The following is a 23497-nucleotide window of genomic DNA, read 5'->3' as shown; positions in this document are numbered from 1 at the left end:
CTTACCCGGCGGTAGCTTTGGGTATGACCGCAGTACCGGATGTGATGGACCCGATGGTTCTCGACACCGTGCTCGACTACGGCGACCGGGCACTTCTCCTCCAGTTCGACAGCAGCGCCGAGGTATTGGCGTGGTCCGACGCGGTGCGCGACGCCGGACTCCCCGGCGTGGTCGACATCGTGCCCGGCTCGCGCACCGTCCTGATCAAGCTCGACGGCTCGCACCGCCAGGCGCCGACCCGCCAACGGCTGGCTGCTGTGCGCCTCGACCGGGGCGCGCTCCGCGAATCCGCCAGCCCGCAGGACCGCGCCGCCGACATCGCCATCGACGTGGTCTACGACGGGGCCGATCTCGCCGAAGTGGCCCGGCTGACGGGTATGGACCCCGACCAGGTCGTCGCGGCCCACACCGGAACCCTGTGGCGGGTCGGGTTCGGCGGTTTCGCACCGGGATTCGCCTACCTCGTCGGCGGGGACGAGCGGCTGCAGGTGCCGCGTCGCGCCGAGCCGCGCACGAAGGTGCCCGCCGGAGCCGTCGGGCTGGCCGGCGAGTTCAGCGGGGTCTACCCGCGTGAATCGCCCGGCGGCTGGCAGTTGATCGGGCACACCGACGCCGTGCTCTGGGACGTGAACCGGGAAAGCCCCGCGCTACTCACCCTGGGTGCGTGGGTCGAGTTCCGCGCCGTGGGATGAGCACAGTGGGATGAGGAGGCGATGATGGCGACTCTGGAGATCCTCGACACCGGGCCGCTGGCGCTGGTCGAAGACCTCGGCCGGCCCGGGCTGGCGCACATCGGCGTCACCCGGTCGGGTGCGGCGGACCGCCGCGCACACGCCCTGGCCAACCGTCTGGTGGCCAACCCCGGTGACCGGGCGACCGTCGAGGTGATGTTCGGTGGCTTCACCGCCCGGGTGTGCGGCGGCGACATCGCCGTCGCCGTGACCGGCGCCGACACCGACCCCGCGATCAACGGAAAACCGTTCGGCACCAACAGCATCCATTACGCTCACGATGGCGACGTGATCTCGCTGGGGATACCGCACTCCGGTCTGCGCAGCTACCTCGCGGTGCGCGGCGGAATCGACGTGGCGCCGGTGCTCGGGTCACGCAGCTACGACGTGATGTCGGCGATCGGGCCGCAACCGCTCAAACCCGGCGACGTGCTGCCCGTCGGCGACCACACGGCCGACTTCCCCGAGCTCGACCAGGCCCCGGTGGCGGCGATCGACGACGACGTGCTCGACCTCGTCGTCGTGCCGGGCCCGCGTGACGACTGGTTCGTCGACCCCGATGTGCTGATCCGCACCAACTGGCAGGTGACCAACCGCAGTGACCGCGTCGGCATGCGGCTGGTCGGCATGCCGCTGGAGTACCGGTGGCCCGACCGGCAGCTGCCCAGCGAAGGCGCGACCCGCGGGGCAATCCAAGTGCCGCCCAACGGTTTACCGGTCATCCTCGGCCCGGACCATCCCGTGACGGGCGGCTACCCGGTGGTCGGCGTCGTGACCGACGAGGACATCGACGCGGCGTCACAGGCCCGCCCCGGCCAGACGGTGCGGCTGCACTGGTCGCGGCCACGCAAACACTGGTAGAACGGCAGTGTGCAGCCCGGAGATCTGTCCGCACCCCTGCGCGTGCGTGACGTCCATACCGCGCGGCTGGTCCACACCGCCGATCTCGACAACGAGACCCGCGAAGGCGCCCGCCGCATGGTCACCGATGTCTTCGGCGGGGATTTCACCGACGACGACTGGGAGCATGCGCTCGGCGGGATGCACGCATTGATCTGCAGCCACGGCGCATTGATCGCGCACGCCGCGGTGGTGCAGCGCCGGCTGCTCTGCGGTGACGCGGTGCTGCGGTGTGGATACCTCGAAGCCGTCGCGGTGCGGGAGGACTGCCGCAGGCAGGGCCTGGGCAGCGCCGTCATGGACGCCTGCGAGCAGGTGTTGCGCGGCGCCTACCAACTGGGTGCGCTCGCGACCTCGGACATGGCCCGGCCCATGTATGTCGACCGGGGCTGGACGCCGTGGCGGGGTCCGACGTCGGTGCTGGCCCCCGGCGGCCGCATCCGGACACCCGACGACGACGGCTCGGTGTTCGTCTTTCCCGTCAGCGTCGGCCTCGACATCACGGCGGAACTCACCTGCGATTGGCGCCACGGCGACGTCTGGTGACCTCACACCGCACCGTCCGCGGTGGTGAGCGGAATTTCACGGCGGGGTCACCGCGGGCAGCGTCGGGGTAACGAAGCCTTCCTACCGTTGCCGCCATGGCGCACCGCATCACCGACTGGGATCCCGGAGCGCACACAGCAGCTCGACCTGGCCCGAGCGTGACCACCGGATCCGTGGGCAGGGTGACAACGGCGTCGCCCTGCCCACACCGGCCACCCCAGGGCTTCCGGCTATACCATGGCAATGGCTGTGAAACACAAACGAAACACAACCTGCATACACAGAAGTCATGAGTGAGCCCGACTGGCTGCCGCTCACCGGATTCCGGGTGGCGGTGACCTCCGCCCGCCGCGCCGAAGAGCTGAGCGCACTGCTGCGCCGCCGGGGCGCAACCGTCACAAGCGCGGCCGCGATCGCGATGGTCCCGCTCCCCGACGACGACGAGCTGCGGGCCCACACCCACGCGCTGATCGACACGCCGCCGGACATCGTGGTCGCCACCACCGGCATCGGACTCCGCGGCTGGATTGCCGCCGCCGACGGCTGGGGCGTCGCCGCCGACCTGACCGCCGCACTGGAGCGGGCCCGCATCGTCTCCCGGGGGCCGAAGGCCACCGGCGCGTTGCGCGCCGCCGGCCTGCCCGAGGAATGGTCGCCCGAGTCCGAGTCGTCCCGCGAAGTGCTGCGCTACCTGCTCGACGGCGGCATCGCCGGCAAGCGCATCGCCGTGCAACTCCACGGTGCGACCGACGACTGGGATCCTTTTCCTGAATTCCTCGACGAACTGCGCGCCGCGGGCGCCGACGTGGTGCCGATCCGTGTATACCGCTGGCGGCCCGCCCCCCGCAACGGTGAGTTCGACCAGTTGGTGGCCGGTATCGCCGAGGAGAAGTTCGACGCCGTCAGCTTCACCTCCGCGCCGGCCGTGGCGTCGGTGCTGATGCGGGCCACCGAGATGGGCGTGGCCGATCGGGTGCTGTCGGCGATGCGGACGACCGTGCACGCGATGTGCGTCGGGCCCGTCACCGCGCGCCCGCTGGTCCGGCTCGGCGTGCCGACGTCAGCACCCGAACGCATGCGGCTGGGCGCGCTGGCCCGCCACATCACCGACGAACTGCCCTTGCTGCAGGCCCGCACCCTGCGGGTGGCGGGACACCTGCTGGAGATCCGCGGCACCTGCGTGCTGGTCGACGGCGTGGTCAAATCCCTGTCCCCGGCCGGGATGGCGACCATCCGCGCTCTCGCCCACCGGCCCGGGTCGGTGGTGTCACGCACCGACCTGCTGGGCGCCCTGCCCGGCAGCGGCACCGACACGCACGCCGTCGAGACTGCGGTGCTGCGCCTGCGAACCGCGTTGGGTGACAAGCAGATCGTGTCCACCGTCGTCAAACGCGGATACCGCCTCACCGTCGACGACGACCTGGCGGGAGCGCTGTGAACCGGATCCTCGTCGCGCACGGCACCCGCAAGGCCAGCGGTGTCGCGTTGATCGGTGACATCGCCGACCGCGTCGCCGCAGCCCTGTCGGCGCCCGTCGACATCGCCTTCGTCGACGTACTCGGCCCGACACCCGCCGACGTGCTGAGCACGATGCCCGACCGTCCCGCCGTTCTGGTGCCCGCGTTCCTGTCACGCGGCTACCACGTGCGCAGCGACATCCCCGGGCACGTCGAGGCCAGCGGCCATCCGGACGTCACGGTCGCCCCGGCGCTGGGGCCTGACCCTCAACTGGTGCGGGTACTGGCCGACCGTCTGGTCGAATCCGGCTGGCGTCCCGATGATTCGGTGATCCTCGCGGCGGCGGGCACCTCGGATCGTTCGGCATTTCGTGATCTGCACACCACGGCCACATCGCTGTCCGCGGTCACCGGCGCACGGGTCGATCTCGCGTTCGCCGCCACCGGCCGGCCGCGCATCGGTGACGCGGTCACCGCGGTGCGCCGCCGTGGCGGCCGCCGTGGCGGCCGCCGTGTGGTGGTGGCGTCATATCTTCTGTCCGAGGGCTTGTTTCAGGATCGGCTGCGGGCGAGCGGCGCCGATATCGTCACCGACCCGCTCGGCACGCACCCCGGGCTCGTGCGGCTGATCGCCAGCCGGTTCCGGCGGGCCCGGCTTCCGCTCGCCGCCTAGGGGCGCGCCGCGAATGCCTGCCTATTAATACGGTCCGTCTCGCCGGCAACCATCCAGGTATGGTGCGGCCGATCAGTGAGCAGGGGGCCGTGCCGGCGGTAACGGCGTGAGTGGGCCTGCCGCGCTGCTCCCATGTCAGTACGTTCACGACGTACGCGGCCACCCTTGCGAGCGACTCGTCGAAGCGGTCGTGACCCCGAAACGGAGGGTTCGCCGATTGATCACGGGGTACTTCCACGAGCATGAACATCCATCGCATCCTCGCCAGTGTCGAAGAGGTGAAGTCGCTCGACGCACCGGCTGAGGCCAGCGCGCGCATCGCGGGCCGGGTGGTCGACGGTGCCCGGCTCGGCCGGATCCTGCGCGGCTCCTGGCTGGGCCACCCCGTCCACCCGCTGTTGATCACCCTGCCGATCGGCACCTGGATGACGTCGGTGGTCTTCGACGTCGTCTTCAAGGATGTCGCCACGGCGCGCCGACTCGTCGGCGTCGGGCTGGCCGCGACACCGCCCACCGTGCTGGCCGGCTGGGCGGACTACGTGCTGCTCAACAAACGCCAGCAGCGGGTCGGCCTGGCGCACGCGGTGTCCAACGCGGCCGGGGTGACGCTGTTCGGGCTGGCCTACCGGGCGTACGGCAAGGAGAAGGTGCGCGCAGCGCGGGTGTACAGCCTGCTGGGACTGGCGGCGATCAGCGTCGGCGGCGCCCTCGGCGGTCACCTGTCTTACGCACAGGGTGCGGGCATGTTCCGCTGGCAGCCACTGCGCGCGGTCACCCACCGCAACCCGGTCGAGCACCTACGCGCGGCCTGAGTCCTACGACGCGATCTCGACGAAACCGTCGGAGGTGCGCCGGGTCCGGTACACCGGCAGCGCCACCGAGGGGTCATCCAGGCAGGTACCGTCGTCAAAGGCGAAGGCTTGCTTCTTGATCGGCGACTGCACGGTGGAACGCCCACCCCGGTCGCCGGTGATGCCACGCGACATCACCGCGGCGCCGGAGAAGGGGTCGATGTTGCCGACCGCGTGCAGGCTGCCGTCCTCGAGACGGAACAACGCCGCCTGCGACCCGTCGGGTAGCAGCACCCCCACGCCGCGGCACGGGATCAGGTACTCGTAGCGGCACGCCACCGTCCACTCGGCGGGGAGTAGGTCAGCGTCTTCGCGGTCGTCGAGCAATGTCACTGCGTCTCCTGAAGCGGTCGGACGGTGGGCATTCCGATCTGCACCGGGACCTTGCGACCGGCGTTCTCGGTGAAGGCGATTGTCGGATCGGGCACGTCCGGTGCGTTCACGAACGAGACGAACCGCGACAGCTTGTCGGGATCCTGGAGCACGCCCTTCCACTCGCAGGAGTAGCCGTCGACGTGCCGCGTCATCGCCGCCTCGAATTCGGTCGCCAGGCCCAGAGAGTCGTGACACACCACCTCGCGCAGATGGTCGATGCCCCCCTCGAGCGATTCCACCCACGGCGCGGTGCGCTGTAACCGGTCGGCGGTGCGAATGTAGAACATCAGGAACCGGTCGATGTAACGGATCAGCGTGTCGTCGTCGAGGTCACCGGCGAGCAGCTGAGCGTGCTTCGGCGTCATCCCGCCGTTGCCGCCGACGTAGAGGTTCCAGCCGTTCTCGGTGGCGATGACACCGACGTCCTTGCCGCGTGCCTCTGCGCATTCGCGGGCGCAACCGGACACCCCCATCTTGATCTTGTGCGGGGCGCGCAGCCCGCGGTAGCGAAGTTCCAGGTTGATGGCCATCTGCACCGAATCCTGTTGGCCGAAGCGGCACCAGTCGCTGCCGACACAGCTCTTCACGGTGCGCAACGACTTGCCGTAGGCCTGGCCGGACTCCATCCCGCCCTCGACGAGGCGGCGCCAGATCTCGGGTAGTTGCTCGACGCGCGCGCCGAACATGTCGATGCGCTGGCCGCCGGTGATCTTGGTGTACAGGTCGAAGTCCCTGGCAATCTCGCCGATGAGGATCAGATGCTCGGGTCTGATGTCGCCGCCGGGCACCCGCGGCACCACCGAATAGCTGCCGTTGCGCTGGATGTTGGCCAGGAAGTGGTCGTTGGAGTCCTGCAGCGCAGCCTGCTCACCGTCGAGGATGTGGTCGGAACTCGTCGAGGCGAGGATGGACGCCACGGTGGGTTTGCAGATGTCGCAACCCTTTCCGGTGCCGAACCGCTCGAGCAGACCGGAGAAGGTGCGGATGTCGGTCGCCGACACGATCTCGAACAGTTCGGCGCGCGACTGGCTGAAGTGCTCGCACAAGGCCTTCGACTGGGTCACGCCCTCGGCTTCGAGCAGCTGTTTGAGCAGCGGCACACACGATCCGCACGACGTGCCCGCTTTGGTGCACGCCTTGAGTCCGGCGACGTCGCAGCAGCCACCGGTGATCGCTTCCGAGATGTCGCCCTTGGTGACGTTGTTGCACGAACAGATCTGCGCGGCGGCAGGTAGCGCACCGACGCCGAGCGCCCCGTCGGTTCCGCCGGGGCCCGCGGGCGCGATGAGCGCCATCGGGTCGCCGGGCAGCTGTTCGCCCACCATCGGCCGCAGGACGCCGTAGGCCGACGCATCGCCCACCAGGATGCCGCCGAGCAGTGTCTTGGCGTCATCGGAGAGCACCAGTTTGGCGTAGGTCTGGTTGACCGCGTCGTTGACGACGACCTCGAGGCAGTTCGGGGTGTTGCCCATCGCGTCGCCGAAACTGGCCACGTCCACGCCGAGCAACTTGAGCTTGGTCGACATGTCGGCCTCGGGAAACTCCGCGACACCGCCGAGAAGCCGGTCCGCCACGACTTCGGCGCTGGTGTACCCCGGCCCCACCAAGCCGTAGCAACGACCCTCGATCGCGGCGACCTCCCCGACTGCGTAGATGTGGGGATCGCTTGTGACACAACCGAGGTCGGTGAGCACGCCACCACGCTCGGCGGTTTCGAGCCCTGCGTCGCGGGCCAGCTCGTCGCGCGGCCGGACACCGGCTGCGAACACGACCAGACCCGCATCGATGTGCGTCCCGTCGCCCAGCATCACCCGCAGCGAGTCGTCGTCGGCGGAGCGCCGCAGGGGCCGGTTGCGTTGCGCCGGCTTGATCGCGTCGGTGCTGACGCCGAGGTGAACCTCGATGCCCAAATCAGTGATCATCCTGCCCAGCAGGGCACCCCCGGCGTCGTCGAGCTGCTGGGCCATCAGCCGCGGTGATCTCTCCACGACATGCGCCGTCAACCCGAACGCCCGCAGCGCGTTCGCCGCCTCCAGGCCCAGCAGGCCACCACCGATCACCACGCCGACCGGCGCGTTCCCCGCGGCCAGGCTGCGCTGCGCGTCGGCGCGGATCGCGTCGAGATCGTCGAGAGTGCGGTAGACGTGACACGACGGCAGGTCGCGTCCCGGCACCGGCGGCACGAAGGCGTATGAACCGGTGGCCAGCACCAGGGCGTCGTACCCGAGACTCGCACCGTCTGCGGTCCGCACGGTCCGCGCGTCCCGGTCGATCTCGGTGACGCGGCTGCTGAGGCGCAACTCGATCAAATCGTCCCCGGGGTAGTCGTTCCCCGCGAGCGCGAGCAATGTCCGGTCCCAGTGTTCGGTGTAACCGGTCAGGCCCACCCGGTCGTAGGCGGCGTCGGATTCCTCGGCGAGCACGGTGATCCGCCAGGCACCCGCAGTGTCGCGCGCGCGCAGCGCTTCGACGAACCGGTGCCCGACCATGCCGTGGCCGATGACCACGACGTTCTTCGTTGAGGGCATGGGCGCAAGGCTAGGAAGCCGATATTGCCGCGATGTCGCCTCGTGTGAAGGCGCCATCACGGTGTGCTCACCTCGCTTCGGGAGCGGTTGTGAGACCGCACGACGCGTTCACCTCGAGCGAAACGACCCACGCGGGAACATGAGCGAGGTCGTATGCCGGCGCCCAGCCGCAGCGCATCGCGATCGAGAACGGGTAGTCCGCGCGCTCCCTGCGCCGCCGAGAATGACGTCAGGGTCGTGAACCGTCGTGGTTGACGACCCTGACTGCTGTCTGGACGGATGGATGGACGGACGGGGACCGGGACGCGGCTACTTCCAGCGGTCGAGGATTTCGTTCGCCCTCGTGGCCAGCGCCGCCTGCAGGAACGGGCCGAAGCTGATGCGCGCGACCCCGAGCGGGCCGAACGACGCCGGGTCGTCCTGGTCCGGCACGCCGATCGCATTGACCGGCAGCGGCAACTCGGAGGTCAGGCGGCGCTGCGTCTCCGCATCGTGGCGACCGACCGGGTACAGCACGTCGGCACCCGCCGCGGCGGCCTCCTTCAGTCGCGCGACGGCGCGGTCCACCCGGTCGGCGTCGTCGCCGTCCTTACGCAGGAACAGGTCTGTACGGGCGTTGACCACCACGTGCACACCGGCGGCGTCCGCGGCGGCGCGCAGTGCCCCGACCAGGTCGGCGTGCTCACCGGACGACCGGAGCCGGCCGCCCTCACTGTGCACGGTGTCCTCGATGTTCAGCCCGACCGCGCCCACGCCGAGCAGCCCGTCGACGAGCCGGGCCGGCGCCTCGCCGTAACCCGATTCGATGTCCACCGACACCGGCGCGTCTCCGAACTCCTCGAGGGCCTCGGTGATCTGCGCGACGCGCGTGAGCAATTCGTCGAACGTCATGCCCTCGTTGTCGGCGCGCCCGACAGAATCGGCGACGGGGTGGCTGCCGACGGTCAGCGCCGAGAAGCCCGCTCCGACGGCGAGCCTGGCCGACCACGCATCCCACACGGTGGGCAGGACCACGGGGTTTCCGGGTTGATGCAGGGCGAGCAGCGCGGCGGCCCGCTGCTGCAGATCTGGGTTCGGCACGCGCCCATCCTCCCCCCTCAGACGTGATCTGTCTCACTTCCAAGTCAGTGATGTGGCTAGCATCAGGTGCGTAATGTGATTCACGACACCCTTCAGCCCAAGGAGGTCACTTGTCCACCACGACCGATCTCGCCGAACTGCACGAACTCATCGGCGGCCTGCGACGCTGCGTCACGGCGTTGGCGTCTCAATACGGCGACTCCCCCGCGATGCGCCGCATCGTCAACGACGCCGAACGGATCCTCAACGACATCGACCGTCTCGACATCGACGCCGAGGAACTCGAACTCGGCCGGGGGTTGAGCAGGCACCACCACGTCGGGGAGAAGATCCCGATCCCCGACACCCAGTACGACTCCGACTTCTGGCGTGGTGTCGACGACGAAGGCCTCGGCGGCACCCGCTAACCCGACCGCCGCCCACACCATCACGGCGCGACAGCGCCGCCGGGTAACCGCATGCCGTCACCGAATCTTCCCGAAAGGCAACCGTGAGCGCACCGACCGCAGACCGTGACGGCACCGGCGTCTACTCCGCGGGACGCGCAGAGATCCCGCAGCGGACCCTGCGCACCGACCGCTGGTGGGTGTCGTCGCTGCTGACCAACCTCGGCCTCGCCGCGTTCGTCATCTACGCGACGGTCCGGGCGTTCTGGCAGAGTGCCTACTGGGTGGCCGACTACCACTATCTGACGCCGTTCTACTCACCGTGCGTCAGCAAGGGGTGCATCCCCGAGGCCAGCCACTTCGGTCAGTACCTGCCCGACGTCTGGTGGCTGCCGTACGCGGCGTTCTCACTGCCGTTCCTGCTGCTGTTCCGGCTGACCTGCTACTACTACCGCAAGGCGTACTACCGGTCGGTGTGGCAGTCGCCGCCGGGATGCGGTGTGGCCGAACCGCATTCGAAATACACCGGTGAGACCAGGTTGCCACTCGTCGTGCAGAACCTGCACCGCTACTTCTTCTACATCGCCGTCCTCATCTCGCTGATCAACACCTACGACGCGATCCTGGCGTTCCACTCCCCCACCGGATTCGGGTTCGGACTCGGCAACGTGATCCTCGTCGCCAACGTGGTCCTGCTGTGGATTTACACGGTGTCCTGCCATTCCTGCCGTCACGTCACCGGCGGTCGTCTCAAGCACTTCTCCAAGCACCCGATCCGTTACTGGACCTGGACGCAGGTCAGCAAGCTCAACACCCGGCACATGCTGTTCGCGTGGATCACGCTCGGGACGCTGGTGCTGACCGACTTCTACGTCATGCTGGTCGCCAGCGGCACCATCTCTGACCTGAGATTCATTGGCTGACAAGACAACCGGATCAGTTCTTCGAGGACAAGTGAGGTTTCATGGCTGAAGTCGAACGGCACCAGTACGACGTCGTCGTGATCGGTGCCGGCGGCGCGGGTTTGCGAGCGGTGATCGAGGCCCGGGAGCGGGGCCTGAAGGTAGCCGTGGTCTGCAAATCGCTGTTCGGCAAAGCGCATACGGTGATGGCCGAGGGCGGGTGCGCCGCATCGATGGGCAATACCAACCCGAAAGACAACTGGCAGGTCCACTTCGGCGACACCATGCGCGGCGGCAAGTTCCTGAACAACTGGCGGATGGCCGAGTTGCACGCCAAGGAGGCACCCGACCGGGTGTGGGAGCTCGAGACCTACGGCGCACTGTTCGACCGCACCAAGGACGGCCGGATCAGCCAGCGCAACTTCGGTGGCCACACCTATCCGCGGCTGGCCCACGTCGGTGACCGCACCGGCCTGGAGATCATCCGCACCATGCAGCAGAAGATCGTGTCGCTGCAGCAGGAGGACAAAAAGGAACTCGGCGACTACGACGCGCGGATCCGGGTGTTCCACGAGTGCACCATCACCGACCTGATCAAGGATGGCGACCGGATCGCAGGGGCGTTCGGCTACTGGCGCGAGAGCGGGAACTTCATCCTGTTCGACGCACCGGCGGTGGTGCTCGCGACCGGCGGAATCGGCAAGTCCTACAAGGTCACGTCGAACTCGTGGGAGTACACCGGCGACGGGCACGCGCTGGCGCTGCGGGCGGGCGCGACGCTGATCAACATGGAGTTCATCCAGTTCCACCCGACCGGGATGGTGTGGCCGCCCAGCGTGAAAGGCATCCTCGTCACCGAGGGTGTGCGCGGCGACGGTGGCGTGCTGAAGAACTCCGACGGCAAACGCTTCATGTTCGACTACATCCCTGACGTGTTCAAAGGGCAGTACGCCGAATCCGAGGATGAGGCCGACCAGTGGCTCAAGGACAACGACTCCGCACGCCGCACCCCCGACCTGCTGCCCCGCGACGAGGTGGCCCGCGCCATCAACACCGAGGTGAAGGAGGGCCGCGGCACCCCGCACGGCGGTGTCTACCTCGACATCGCGTCACGCATGAGCTCCGAGGAGATCAGGCGCCGGCTGCCGTCGATGTACCACCAGTTCATGGAGCTCGCGGAGGTCGACATCACCACCGACGAGATGGAGGTCGGACCCACCTGCCACTACGTGATGGGTGGCATCGAGGTCGACCCGGATACCGGCGCCGCCAAGACGCCCGGCCTCTTCGCCGCCGGCGAGTGCGCGGGCGGTATGCACGGGTCGAACCGGTTGGGCGGTAACTCGCTGTCGGATCTGCTCGTCTTCGGCCGCCGTGCCGGGCTGGGCGCCGCCGACTACGTGCGGGCGCTGGACAACCGGCCGACGGTGTCGGAGGAGCAGGTCGACGCGGCGAAGAAGCTTGCGCTGGCACCGTTCGACGGTCCGGACAGCGGCGAGCCGGAGAACCCCTACACCCTGCAACTCGACCTGCAGGACACCATGAACGAGCTGGTCGGCATCATCCGCAAGGCCGACGAGATCATCGAAGCCCAGGACAAGCTCGACGAGCTGAGGGAGCGTTTCACGCGCGTCAAGGTCGAGGGCAACCGGCACTTCAACCCGGGCTGGCATCTGGCCATCGATCTGCGCAACATGCTGTTGGTCAGCGAGTGTGTGGCCAAGGCGGCGCTCGAGCGCACCGAGAGCCGCGGTGGTCACACCCGCGATGACTACCCGGCGATGGACGCGAAATGGCGCAAGACGCTGCTGGTGTGCCGCGCGCAGGACGACGACGTCGTGGTCCCGAGCGTGACCGTCACCCAGGAGGACCAGGTGCCGATGCGCGACGACCTGTTGGAGCTGCTCGAGCTCGACGAGCTCGAGAAGTACTTCACCGACGACGAACTCGCCAACCACCCCTCGAGGAGAAGCTCATGAGCTACCAAGCGAAGTTGCGGGTGTGGCGTGGCGACGAGGAGGGCGGCGCACTGCAGGACTACACCGTCGAGGTCAATGAGGGCGAGGTGGTGCTCGACATCATCCACCGCCTGCAGCAAACCCAGACCGGTGACCTGGCGGTGCGGTGGAACTGCAAGGCCGGCAAGTGCGGATCGTGTTCAGCGGAGATCAACGGCCGCCCGCGGCTGCTGTGCATGACGCGGATGTCGACGTTCGGCGAGGAGGACACCGTCACCGTCACCCCGCTGCGCGCATTCCCGGTGATCCGGGATCTGGTGACCGACGTGTCGTTCAACTACGAGAAGTCCAGGGAGATCCCGGCATTCACACCACCGAAGGATCTGCAGCCGGGTGAGTACCGGATGGCTCAGGAGGACGTCAACCGGTCACAGGAGTTCCGGAAGTGCATCGAGTGTTTCCTGTGCCAGAACGTCTGCCACGTCGTACGCGACCACGAGGAGAACAAGAAGGCGTTCGCGGGTCCGCGCTACCTGATGCGGATGGCGGAGTTGGACATGCATCCGCTCGATGTCCACGAGCGCCGCGCCGAGGACGCCCAGGAAGTCCACGGGCTCGGCTACTGCAACATCACCAAGTGCTGCAGCGAGGTCTGCCCCGAGCACATCAAGATCACCGACAACGCGCTGATCCCGATGAAAGAGCGTGCGGCGGACCGCAAGTACGACCCGGTGGTGTGGCTGGGCGACAAGCTTTTCCGAAGGAAGTGAGCCGTGTCACACCGTCGGGTAGCCTCGTGTCGAGCGGCCAAGCAACAACGAAAGGCAGCCTGATGACCCTCAGTCACACGCACAGCCTCAACGACATCCGCACGGCGATCCGCCAGCTGTCAGCGCGCGCCGATCTGGCCCGCAAGGAGGGCCGGCCCGGCGACGCCGCCGAGATCGAGCGACGTATCCAGGGTTATCGCGAGGAACTCTCCACGCGCCCCTGATCTCCTCGCGTCAACCGCCGAGTCGGCGGAACGTGCTGCGGTGGAACACGATCGGCGCGATGTCCGGGTGGACGCTGATGTCCTCGACCCGCAGGACGACGATCGTGTGATCGCCCGCCTCGACGAGCTGATGGATCGAACTGTCCAGCCACACGCTGGTGCCGTTGATGAACACGGCGCCCTCGTCCGTCGACGTCGTCTCGAGGCCGGCGAACCGGTCGCCGGCCTTGGCCGCCAACGTGCGCGCGGCCGCATCGTGGGACTCGCCCAGCACGCTGATGCCCAGGCGCGGGAGGTCCTTGAGCTTCGGCCACGTCGTCGAGGTGTTCTGCACGCAGAAGGACACCAGCGGAGGGTCGAGGGACACCGGCACGAACGTGCTCGCGGCAAGGCCGACCCGCGTGCCGCCGGTTTCCGCGGCGATCGCGATGACACCCGTGGGGAAGTGACCGAAGGCCTCGCGGAGCGTGGCCGGGTCCAGATCTGTGCGACTCATAGCCAGTCCATTTTCACACGTGGTGGTGCTCGCTCGCCATCGCGCCAAACACTGTGAGCGGAAAGCCGGGGGCGGTAGCGTGACGCGCATCATGTGGATCCCGCTCCTGCTGATGGCCGTCGCGGTCAGCTTGGAGCCGTTCCGGGTCGGGATGACGGTTCTGATGATCAACCGCCCGCAGCCGCGGCGGCAGCTGCTCGCCTTACTCGCCGGCGGTTTCGCGATGGGCACGGCCGTGGGCGTGGTCGTGCTGTTCGTCCTTCGGCCGGCGCTGGGATCCGCCCACTTCACCCTCCCCACGGTGCAGATCGTGGTCGGCGCCGTCGTGCTCGTCAACGCTGCGCTGGTGGCCACGGGCGTGTGGGGGCGCGGCCGAGACGCCGCGAGCCTGGCAGAAACGCGGTTCGGCCCGCTCGCGGCGCGCGCACGGCGAGTGGTGAACGGCCCTTCGCCGTGGATGGCGGGGATCGCCGGTCTCGGTATCGCGCTGCCGTCCGTCGATTACCTTGCCGCGCTGGCGATCATCGTCGCCTCCGGCGCCGCGACCGGCGTTCAACTCGGCGCCCTGATGCTGTTCAACGTGGTGGCGTTCGCGCTCGTGGAGATTCCGCTGCTGTGCTACCTGGTGGCGCCGGACCGCACGCGCGCGACGCTGTCGGCACTCTACGAGCGGCTGCGTTCGCACGGCCGTCGCGGGGCCGGCGCCCTGCTGGCCGTGATCGGTTGCGTGCTCCTCGGGGTGGGGTTCGCCGGTATGTAGCCGCCAGGCGATTTCGGCGTGGTTGGTCGCGGTGAGCGCGACTAACCACGCCGAAGTCCCGGGGTCAGGGCTTGGGCGGGTTGTTGAGCACGTACTGCAGCCCGGAGAGCAGCTGCGACACCGGATCGGCGGCGCCGCCGAAGGCGGCCTGGGTGGCAGGCGCGGTGACCTCTGCAGGGTCGTAACCGTTCACCGGGTCCACCGTGATCGGCGCGGTCAGCGGGTCGTCGTTACGCGAATAACCCGCATCCACGTACGGCATCAGCACCGCGTCGAGCTTGCTCAGCGTCGCCTGGTCCACCCCGAGGTACTTGAAGGGCAGCACCAGCGGAAGGTGCTCCTCGGGGATCATGAACGTCGTCGTCTTCGCGCCGCGGGAGTTGACGGTCGTGCGGATGTTCCGCGGCGGAACCATGCTCGGGTTGGTGAACGCGACCGCGGTGTGACCGGTCGCCAGACCCACGATCGCGTTGCCGACGGACAACCAGTTGTCCGGACGGTCCGGCCAGTCGGCGATGCTGTCGTAGGCCGAGACGAACTGGTAGGTGTCGTACTGGCTCTCCACCGGAGGCGGGATGCGGTAGTCCAGTGAGGGCACGACGCTGCCGACGGGGAACATCTGGGTCAGGAAGCTCTCACCGAAGGCGTGCCGTGCCACCGGGTCGCCGTACGTCGCGAAGCTCAACTGATCCGGCGGCGGGGCGGCCGGATCGTATGCCAGCTTCGCCTGCACGTCGTTGAGCACCATCGCGCCCTCGGACAGGCCGATCGCGGTGCCGCGACCACCCTCACGGACCGCATTGATGACGTTGGGCGTCCCGATGTCGACCGACTCACCGACGCTGGGGCCGTCGATACCCAGGCCCGGGAAGGAGTCGTCGAGCCGGCCGATTCCCGGGAACAGGCGTTCCAGCGTGTGGCCCTGAACCTGCCCGGCAGGGTAGTCGACGATCTGCCGGTCCAGTCCGGGGAACCAGTCGGAGCCGGTGCGCATGATGTATTCGTCGTACGGAATGCCCAGGACGTGGGCGCCACCCAGGGCGTACGCCCTGCCCGGGGTGCCCAGCGGCGGCGGACCGTCGGTCGGGGTGGCGGGGTTCGGCGGCGGGACCGGTGACTCGTCGGCCGAGGCGCTCCCCAGGCCGAAACCGCCTGCCGCTCCGATGATTGTCAGCGCAGAGCCGAATGCGAGAAGTCGTTTCATATCCTTCTCACACCTTTCCCGCCCGGCTGTACTGCACTGTCCCGCACCTTACCTGTCCATCCGCCTGACGGGGAGTGCGGCGAGCGCCGCCGGGGCGGGTCAGTTCGTGGTGGGTGGTGGGGGTTGGAAGGCTGTGTACCACCACCAGTCGGCGCGCTCTCCGGACGGTCCCGGGTAGGGCGCAACCGTGGGCGGGGGTTGGTTGGGTGGGCGGGCCAGCGACCCCGACGTCAATGGTCGGCCGGTGCTGTCGGTGACGGTCAGGCGGGTGGCGGGTCCGGTGATGGTGATGACACCTTGGTGGTGCAGGCGGTGGTGGTAGGGGCAGAGCAACACGAGGTTGTCCGGGTCAGTCGGGCCGCCGTCTTCCCAGTGCTGGATGTGGTGGGCGTGCAAACCCCGCGTGGCGCCACACCCGGGGACCGCGCAGGTGCGGTCGCGGTGTTCGAGCACCCGCCGCAGTCGATGGCTGATCAGCCGGGTGGTGCGCCCGGACCCGATGACCTGGCCGTCGCGTTGGAACCACACCTCACAGGTGGCATCACAAGTCAGGTAGCGCCGATCAGCATCGGAAAGCAACGGACCCAGATGCAGCGCGGCGATACGGTCCTTGATGTCCACGTGCACGACTACGGTGGTGCGGTGCCCGTGGGGACGGCGGGCGGCTTCGGTGTCCCAGCCGGCTTCGACCAACGCTATGAACGCATCGGCGCGGGTGGGCATTGGCGGCCGGTCAGCGGCGGCGCTTTGGCCGTGGTCGCGTTTCCACTGGGCGATCAACCCGTCGTGGTGGGACTGCAGGGCGGCCTCGAACTTGGCCGACTCGGCGTGTTCGAGATTGATCCGCCAGTAGGTGTACTGGTCGTCGGTGGTTGTGGTGATCGAGCAAGCCGGCTCGGGCTCGGGTTGGGCTGCCGGCTCGTCGTCGTCTTCGTCTTCGGGTGCGGGTGCGGGTTCCGGTTTGGGTTCGAGTTTGATCGCGGTGCGCAACTGACTGACCGAGGCGACCGCGGCGAGTTCGGCGTAGTGCTTATCGGATCCGGGACTTGCGCCTTCGGCGATGACCCCGACTTGATCCAGCGACAGTCGACCCTCCCGCAGGTCTGTTATGCAGCGCGGGAATTCATCGAGTCGCCGCGCCACGGCGGTGATGGTCTTGGCGTTCGTCGACGACGTCCCGGTCTTCCACGCCACCAGCGCTGGAATGGATCTCGCGCCGGTGATGCCGCCTAATCCGTCGCGGTCGATCTCGGCGACGATCTCCACGATTTGCCCGTCGATGGCGTTGCGTTGCCCGGTCAGCTCCGCCAACTTCTCGAACAACACCTCGAGCCGCGCAACGCGAGGCGCGCTGGGGACGAAAGACGGTGCGCTCGAGGACATGACCCCATCATCGCAGAACGGTCTGACAAGTCTGGGTGGCGCGAGGGCGAATCCCGTTGAACGGCTCAGGCGTCCAACCGAACGAACTGATCCTGCCGGTACTGCTCGACACAAGCGGCGCGACGGATCTTGCCGCTCGTCGTCGTGGGCAGCGATCCGGGCGCCACCAGCACGAGGTCCTCGACGCTGAGGCCGTGGACATTCGAGATCGCCGCGGTCACTTTGTCTTTGAGGCCGGGGTCGCCCGGTTGTTTGACCTCGATGACGGTCACCAGCCGCTCGGTGCTGTTCACCGGAACGGAGATCGCCGCGACCCGACCGCGGGTGATTTCCTGCACCGTCGCCTCGATGTCCTCGGGATAGTGATTGCGACCCCGGATGATCAGCAGATCCTTGATACGGCCGACGATGAACAGGTCGCCCTCGTGGACGAAGCCGAGATCCCCGGTGCGCAACCACGGCCCGTCCGGTACGTCCGGCGACGTATCGAGAAGCGTTGCACCGAAACAGTTCTGCTGCTCCGGCAGCCTGTGCCAATAGCCCTCGGCGACGTTCTCACCGTGCACCCAGATCTCGCCGACCACGTCCTTCGCGCATTCCCGGTTCGTATCGACGTCGACGACTCGCACCACGGGTGACTGCGGCATCGCGTATCGCACGAGAGCCGAGCCCGCTCGGGCCGCGCACCGCTGCGCGCGGCCCGCCGACAACGCGTCGACATCGAACCGAGGAGTCTCCGACGAGTCACTCCAGGTTCCGGCCGCGACGAAGACGGTCGCCTCCGCCAGCCCGTACGACGGACGCAGCATGCGGTCCTGGAAGTTGAAGTGGGCGAACCGATCGGCGAATCGCGCCAACGTGGCCGGCTCCACCCGTTCGGCGCCGTTGATGATGCCGTGCACCCCACCGAGGTCGAGCCCGTCCAGATCGTCGTCGGTGGTCTTGCGGGCGGCCAGGTCGAAGGCGAAGTTGGGCGCCGCCGAAAATGCACGAGGATTCTGCGCCAGCGCCCGTATCCATCTGGCCGGCCTTTCCAAGAAGGCGGTTGGACTCGTGAGGGCAGCGGGATAGCCGCTCAGGATCGGTGCGCAGACGCCCAGAACCAGACCCATGTCGTGGTAGAAGGGCAACCACGACACGAACGTCGCATCGGTGGACATACCCGCGAAGAATGTCCGCATGAGCTGCTCGAAGTTCACCGTGAGGTTGCGGTGCGAGATCATGACCCCGGTCGGCTGTCGCGTCGAACCCGAGCTGTACTGCAAATAGGCCACTTTCGGCAGTTCGGCCGATTCGAGGCCCGTCGCCCCCTGGGCGTCCAGATCCAGTGAATCGATCGCGACGATCGTCGGCGCGGTGCCCAGACCGGACCCGGCAACGTAGTCGCCGACATTGGCCGCGGCCGCTGATGTCGTGAGGACCACCGAGGGCTCGGTGTCGACGAGGACCGCATTGACCCGGTCATGACCCGAACCGGGATGGGGCAACGGGAGCGGCACCGCGATGAGTCCGGCCTGCATTGATCCCAGGAACGCCAGGATGTACTCCAGCCCCTGAGGGGCGAGGATCACCGCCCGGTCACCGCCCGCCCCGCGGAGCCGAATCTCGCGCGCCACGTTCATCGTTCGCCGCGCCAGTTGCGACCACGTGAGGCTTTCGGACACGCCCGCCGGGTCACGGTCGTACTCGGTGAAGGTGAAGGCGACGTCGTCGGGGCGCATGCTCGCCCGTCCGTGCAGCATCGACAGGATCGAGGACTCAGCCGTTGTCGTCATCACGCATCCGCGCCGATCCGCTCGCTGGTACCCGAGTTCACCCGGGACGGCCACCAGTTCGCCCGCCCCACCAGTGCGGCGATGGCGGGCACCGTGATGGTGCGGACCACGAAGGTGTCCAACAGGATTCCCACTCCGATCACGAAACCGCCTTGGACCACGAGCCCGATACTCGAGAACAGCAGACCGGCCATCGAGGCGGCGAAGATCAGGCCCGCCGCGGTGATCACACCACCCGTGGAACCCAGGGTGCGGATGACGCCGTACCGCACGCTGTGCGGGGATTCGTCCTTCAATCGCGATACGAAGAGCATGTTGTAGTCGGCTCCCACCGCGACCAGCACCACGAAAGCCAGCGGCGGGACGCTCCAGTGCAACTCCTGACCGAGTATCACCTGGAACATCAGGACACCGAGTCCGATCGCCGCGAAGTACGAGACCACCACCGATCCCACGAGGTACAGGGGTGCGATGACCGCGCGCAGCAACACCATCAACGTCAGCAGGACGACGAACAGGGTGGCGGCGATGATGAAACGGATGTCCTGCTGGTAGTAATCGCGCGTATCCCGTAGTGAGACGGGGAATCCGCCCATCGAGATCGTCGCGTCGGCGAGCGTGGTGTTCGGCTGGGCGCCCCGGGCGATGTCGGTGATCTCGTTGACCTGATCCATTGCCTCGGGGCTGAACGGGTTGAGCTTCGTCTGGACCAGATAGCGCACCGAGCGGCCGTCCGGCGAGATGTAGGCCTCGGCGGCCTTCTGGAAGTCCGGCAGGTTCAGCACTTGGTCCGGGATGTTGAACCCGGCCTGCGCCGGATCCGCGGCGTTGCTCCGCATCGTCAACAGAAAGGTCGACGCCTCGTTGAGCCCGGCGGCGATCACCTTGACCTGCTCGACCAGTTCGTCGACCCCGCCGGCCACTTCCCGGCTGCCGCCCGCCAACCGGTTGGCGCCCTGCTGCAGCTGAGCCAGGCCCGCCTGCGGGCCGCCGGGCCGGTCCAGTCCCATGGCGTTGACCGCTTTGGCGACATTCGCCATGGCGGCGTTGAGCTTCTTGACCGCTGTATTGAGGGTCTGCCTGTCCTCGACGCCCTGGAGCTCCTGCGCGAGACCGTTGATCTCGTCGAGGCTGCCGTCCTGACGGGCGGCGACGAGCCGTTCGAACTGCAGGCGGGTGTCGCGGCAGGAGGGATTGGTATCGCAGACCGCGTTGCCCTGAAGCGCGGTCAGGACCGGGCCGATCCACGCGAACAGGTCTTTGACGGCCCGGAAGTTCACGCCCATGGCGTTCCCGAGCGCGTTGACACTGGCGACCAGCTTGGCCGCGATCTCGACGTCCCGCACCAGTGCGTCGCCCCCGTATTCGGCTCTCACCGAGGAGAAGGTGTTGACCAGCTCCTGGATACTCGGCGCGATCGTGTTGATCTGGCCGCGCACGTCGGCGAGGCTGTCGGCCAGCGTGGTGGCCCCGTCGGTCAGTCGGTTCAGGTCGCCGGTGCGCTGACTGATCTGGGTGGAGCCGTCGGCCAGCCGGTCGCCGACGAGACCCGCCTGGAACGTGGCCCGGAACTCCGGCGGCACCTCGCCGAGAGGTCGGGTGATCCCGCTGACCCGACCCACGTCCGGCCGTTGCGCGACGCGCGACGCCAGCTGCTCCAGGTCCGCGAGTGCCCGGGGCGTGCGCAGGTCTCGCGGTGACTGGATGAGGATGTATTCGGGGATGGACTGGCTGATGGGGAAATGGCGTTCGACCGCTGCGTACCCCACCGAACTCGACGCCGAGGCCGGGACGACTTTGCGATCGTCGTAGTTGTAGCGCGCGAAGATTCCGAGGCCGGCCAGCAGGGCCAGGACGAGCAGACTGCTCACCAGATGTGCCACCGGCCGGCGAACGATGCGAACACCGGAGCGTCGCCAGAACCGGGCGGTCAATTCGCGTCGCGGTGTGACCCAGCCGCGCGGCCCGGCGAGGACCAGCACGGCGGGGAGGAGTGTCACTCCGGCGAGGAAGGCGACGCCGATCCCGATCGCCGACGACACGCCGACCGTCTTGAACACCCCCATCTTCGCGAAGCTCAGGAGCAGGAAGGTCAGCCCCACCGTGGTGGCGGATGCGGTGATCACCTTCCCGATCGAGATCATCGCCGCCTTGACCGCCTGGTCGTCGTCGTGACCAGACCGCAGATAGTCGTGATAGCGGCTGATCAGGAAGACCGCGTAGTCCGTTCCGGCGCCCGCCATGATCGCGCTCAGGAAGATGATCGACTGATTCGAGACACCCGAGCCGGTCAGCTCGGAGTAGCCGGCCGCCACCGCCTGGGCGATCACCAGTGACGATCCGATCGTCATCAGCGGCAGCAGCATCGTGACCACGCTGCGGTACACCACCAGCAGGACGGCGAGGACCAGGACGGCGATCGCGATCTCGATGGGCAGCCGGTCCTGTTCACCGGCGACCGTGAGGTCCGCGACGGTGGCCGCGGGACCGGTCAGGTACACGGTCAACGGGCCGTCGCCGTTGGGGACGGTGCGTTCGACGACGTCGGACACGCGGTTGAAGGAGTCGAAGGCCCGCGGTGTGCCCAACTCGCCCTCGAGGCTGACCGGCAACACCCACGTGGTCTTGTCCTCGCTGGTGAGGAACGGCCGCAGTTGGGGTGTGCTGACGAAATCCTGCACGGACACGACGTCGGTGACGTCGTCGCGCAGCGCGTCCACGAGCTTGCGGTAGGCAGCCTCGTCAGCCGGTGTCAGCCCGTTCTCGTTGATCAACGCCACCAGCAGGAGGTCGTCGTTGCCCGATTCCTGGAAGGCCTCCGCCATCTTTCCGGCGGTGACACTCGACGGTGCGTCGCTGGGCAGGATGACGAGTGGATGCCGCTCGGCCATCTCGCCGAGGGACGGGAGGGTCAGCGGCAGGGCGATGGCCATGGCGATCCAGAGGCCGATCACCGCCCATGGCCACCGCACCACAAAATCGGCTAGCCGCCGCATATCGCCCTCACCCTCGCCGCTTCACGCTATGCGACGCGTCCCCAGTGCCCGCTGTCCGCAACCAGCGCGGACACGGACCTCATCGCCTGCATATATCGGGTAACCGATTTCTCCGCGACCGGATTGTCGGGATGCATGATCGCCATCACCGTGCCCTCGCCGTATCGGAATATGTAAATGGTGAGCTGATAGGAGAACCGGCCGTCCGGGTAGATCCCGATATTGTCCGCAAGGCCCATATCGGCCGCGGCGAGAACGGCGTTGAGCGGCGCGGCACCGCCGTGGAAGAAGTTGGACACCGGGAAATTCGGCTGCGGCCAACTCAACCAGGGCGCTAATTCCAACACCCGGTAGTACGGCACTTTGGCCATATTCAAATTCGAGTCGAAAGAGGCTTGCGCGGACCACGCGGCATCGGCGAAGGAGCCCGCGCCTATCGGCACGGTTATCGGGACCAGACCGGTGAACCAACCCTGGGTCATGAAATTGTCGGTGGCGTTGCGCGAATCCCTCGGAGTGAGGCCGTAATACGTGAGCGCGCCCGTCAATTCATGCTCCACCTGGGCGAGGCAGGCAAACAGGCCACCGACGAAACGCGCACCGGCTGCCGAACACGCCGCGTCGAAGCGTTCCGTCTGGGCAACGTCCAACAGGACTTCGGTGGCCATGCTACTTCTGGTCGATTCCTGCGGATTGCCCAGCGGAAGGGGGAATTCAGGGAACCCACCACCGTTGCTCTCCGCGAAGTCGACCCACGCCCGCACATCGTTGGAGTCCACGGTCAGGTCCGCCGTGCGCTCTTTCTCGCGAACACAGAATTCGTCGAAGCTACCGGCATCGGGAAGTGTGAGAGCGGCACCGCCCCCGCTCAGCGCGGAATACATCCCGTTTGCTTCCAACATTGTCGTGCCGATCAGTGTCGCGTCGCCGTGGACGTGATCCATGGCCGCGAAGAACGTGAAATGTCCGTCATTCTGGATGATTCCGAAAGTGAAGCAGGCCCACTCCAGCGGACTCGGGATACCCACGACATGGGCCTGTATCTCATCGATCGTCATGCTGCCGTGATCGATCGGCACGAATTCAATGTCGGCCGGATCCGTCAGGGCGTGCCTGATGAACTCACCATCCCCGGCGTCTTCGAACCAGCTGCGGAAAGTGTCGTGCCGACGTAGATAGGTATTCACGGCGTGGTCCATCGCAGCGATCTCGCACTCACCGGCCACTTCGCAGCTCGCGATGATCTGCCGGGAGAAGTTCAATCCCGCGGCCGTCCGCTCGCGGTAATTCCGAAGATGTTGGCGCTGCATGTAACTGATCGGCACCGAACTCACCGGCGCTTGTCGTGCCTTTTCGGCAGCGGCGGCGGTCGGATGCCAAGACGTGACAGAGCCCGGTTTCAGCGCCCATTCATCGAGTGGGCCAACCGTGATCTTGCCTATGCGCAAAGCTTGGCCCCTCCCCAGTCCTACCCTTTTCTGCCGGCTCCGGACCAGCAGGGG

The 23497-nt window shown here is 67.6% G+C and carries 21 protein-coding genes; 12 read left to right on the top strand and 9 right to left on the bottom strand.

The window, feature by feature from the left end; all coding sequences use genetic code 11:
* Positions 1–23: 23 nt before the first annotated feature.
* From I7X18_RS01660 to I7X18_RS01635, 6 genes are all read left to right on the top strand, one after another.
* A complete protein-coding gene (locus I7X18_RS01660) occupies positions 24–692 on the top strand; it encodes a 5-oxoprolinase subunit B family protein (protein ID WP_193044862.1) in 669 nt (222 codons plus the stop codon).
* A gap of 21 nt (positions 693–713) precedes the next feature.
* Positions 714–1592, top strand: coding sequence for a 5-oxoprolinase/urea amidolyase family protein (locus tag I7X18_RS01655; RefSeq protein ID WP_193044863.1), 879 nt, complete (start codon positions 714–716; stop codon positions 1590–1592).
* Positions 1593–1628: 36 nt separating this feature from the next.
* Positions 1629–2177 carry a GNAT family N-acetyltransferase gene (locus tag I7X18_RS01650; protein ID WP_404822759.1) on the top strand — a complete coding sequence of 183 codons (549 nt, stop codon included), beginning with the start codon at positions 1629–1631 and terminating at the stop codon, positions 2175–2177.
* Between the two features lie 289 nt (positions 2178–2466).
* Complete coding sequence (locus I7X18_RS01645) at positions 2467–3615, top strand: uroporphyrinogen-III synthase (protein WP_193044864.1); 1149 nt, start codon at positions 2467–2469, stop codon at positions 3613–3615.
* On the top strand, positions 3612–4307 hold the full coding sequence (locus I7X18_RS01640) for a sirohydrochlorin chelatase (RefSeq protein ID WP_193044865.1): 696 nt from the start codon (positions 3612–3614) through the stop codon (positions 4305–4307). Before I7X18_RS01645 ends, I7X18_RS01640 begins: the two co-directional genes overlap by 4 nt.
* A gap of 242 nt (positions 4308–4549) precedes the next feature.
* Complete coding sequence (locus tag I7X18_RS01635; RefSeq protein WP_193044866.1) at positions 4550–5119, top strand: DUF2231 domain-containing protein; 570 nt, start codon at positions 4550–4552, stop codon at positions 5117–5119.
* A gap of 3 nt (positions 5120–5122) precedes the next feature.
* On the opposite strand, the gene nirD is transcribed toward I7X18_RS01635, so the two are convergent.
* The 3 genes from nirD to I7X18_RS01620 form a co-directional block, all read right to left on the bottom strand.
* The gene (gene nirD, locus I7X18_RS01630; RefSeq protein WP_193044867.1) at positions 5123–5491 is read right to left on the bottom strand and encodes a nitrite reductase small subunit NirD; all 369 of its coding nucleotides are present in this window, start codon (positions 5489–5491) and stop codon (positions 5123–5125) included.
* Entirely contained in the window at positions 5488–8061 is a 2574-nt protein-coding gene (nirB, locus tag I7X18_RS01625; protein WP_193044868.1) for a nitrite reductase large subunit NirB, read from the bottom strand. The genes nirD and nirB overlap by 4 nt, the downstream gene beginning before the upstream one ends.
* Positions 8062–8370: 309 nt before the next feature.
* Positions 8371–9141: an isocitrate lyase/PEP mutase family protein gene (locus I7X18_RS01620; protein WP_193044869.1), complete on the bottom strand. Its 771-nt coding sequence runs from the start codon at positions 9139–9141 to the stop codon at positions 8371–8373.
* Positions 9142–9251: 110 nt separating this feature from the next.
* On the opposite strand from I7X18_RS01620, the gene I7X18_RS01615 reads away from it, so the two are divergent.
* From I7X18_RS01615 to I7X18_RS01595, 5 genes are all read left to right on the top strand, one after another.
* Entirely contained in the window at positions 9252–9548 is a 297-nt protein-coding gene (locus I7X18_RS01615) for an Rv0250c family protein (protein WP_193044870.1), read from the top strand.
* Positions 9549–9631: 83 nt separating this feature from the next.
* Positions 9632–10450, top strand: a complete 819-nt coding sequence (locus I7X18_RS01610; protein WP_193044871.1) for a succinate dehydrogenase subunit SdhC — start codon at positions 9632–9634, stop codon at positions 10448–10450.
* Positions 10451–10491: 41 nt separating this feature from the next.
* Positions 10492–12408 (top strand): fumarate reductase/succinate dehydrogenase flavoprotein subunit, encoded by a 1917-nt coding sequence (locus I7X18_RS01605; protein ID WP_193044872.1) that lies wholly within the window; start codon positions 10492–10494, stop codon positions 12406–12408.
* The gene (locus I7X18_RS01600) at positions 12405–13157 is read left to right on the top strand and encodes a succinate dehydrogenase/fumarate reductase iron-sulfur subunit (RefSeq protein WP_193044873.1); all 753 of its coding nucleotides are present in this window, start codon (positions 12405–12407) and stop codon (positions 13155–13157) included. Before I7X18_RS01605 ends, I7X18_RS01600 begins: the two co-directional genes overlap by 4 nt.
* 62 nt (positions 13158–13219) lie before the next feature.
* Positions 13220–13381, top strand: a complete 162-nt coding sequence (locus I7X18_RS01595; protein ID WP_193044874.1) for a hypothetical protein — start codon at positions 13220–13222, stop codon at positions 13379–13381.
* Between the two features lie 10 nt (positions 13382–13391).
* Here the strand turns inward: I7X18_RS01595 and I7X18_RS01590 are convergent, their stop codons facing one another.
* Entirely contained in the window at positions 13392–13877 is a 486-nt protein-coding gene (locus I7X18_RS01590; RefSeq protein WP_193044875.1) for a flavin reductase family protein, read from the bottom strand.
* A 91-nt stretch (positions 13878–13968) separates the two neighbouring features.
* On the opposite strand from I7X18_RS01590, the gene I7X18_RS01585 reads away from it, so the two are divergent.
* Positions 13969–14637: a GAP family protein gene (locus tag I7X18_RS01585; protein ID WP_193044876.1), complete on the top strand. Its 669-nt coding sequence runs from the start codon at positions 13969–13971 to the stop codon at positions 14635–14637.
* Positions 14638–14701: 64 nt separating this feature from the next.
* Here the strand turns inward: I7X18_RS01585 and pe are convergent, their stop codons facing one another.
* From pe to I7X18_RS01560, 5 genes are all read right to left on the bottom strand, one after another.
* Positions 14702–15841: an acyltransferase PE gene (gene pe / locus I7X18_RS01580; protein WP_193044877.1), complete on the bottom strand. Its 1140-nt coding sequence runs from the start codon at positions 15839–15841 to the stop codon at positions 14702–14704.
* Between the two features lie 99 nt (positions 15842–15940).
* Positions 15941–17224, bottom strand: coding sequence for an HNH endonuclease signature motif containing protein (locus tag I7X18_RS01575; RefSeq protein WP_193044878.1), 1284 nt, complete (start codon positions 17222–17224; stop codon positions 15941–15943).
* A 65-nt stretch (positions 17225–17289) separates the two neighbouring features.
* Complete coding sequence (locus I7X18_RS01570; RefSeq protein WP_193044879.1) at positions 17290–18999, bottom strand: AMP-binding protein; 1710 nt, start codon at positions 18997–18999, stop codon at positions 17290–17292.
* Positions 18999–21995 carry an MMPL/RND family transporter gene (locus tag I7X18_RS01565; RefSeq protein ID WP_193044880.1) on the bottom strand — a complete coding sequence of 999 codons (2997 nt, stop codon included), beginning with the start codon at positions 21993–21995 and terminating at the stop codon, positions 18999–19001. The genes I7X18_RS01570 and I7X18_RS01565 overlap by 1 nt, the downstream gene beginning before the upstream one ends.
* Positions 21996–22021: 26 nt before the next feature.
* Positions 22022–23443, bottom strand: coding sequence for a condensation domain-containing protein (locus I7X18_RS01560; protein WP_193045034.1), 1422 nt, complete (start codon positions 23441–23443; stop codon positions 22022–22024).
* Between the last annotated feature and the right edge of the window lie 54 nt (positions 23444–23497).

The organism is Mycolicibacterium baixiangningiae (assembly GCF_016313185.1).
Classification (GTDB): Bacteria; Actinomycetota; Actinomycetes; order Mycobacteriales; family Mycobacteriaceae; genus Mycobacterium; species Mycobacterium baixiangningiae.
The sequence above is the reverse complement of the archived record's forward strand: the minus strand, read 5'-3'. Positions and strand labels throughout refer to the sequence as shown.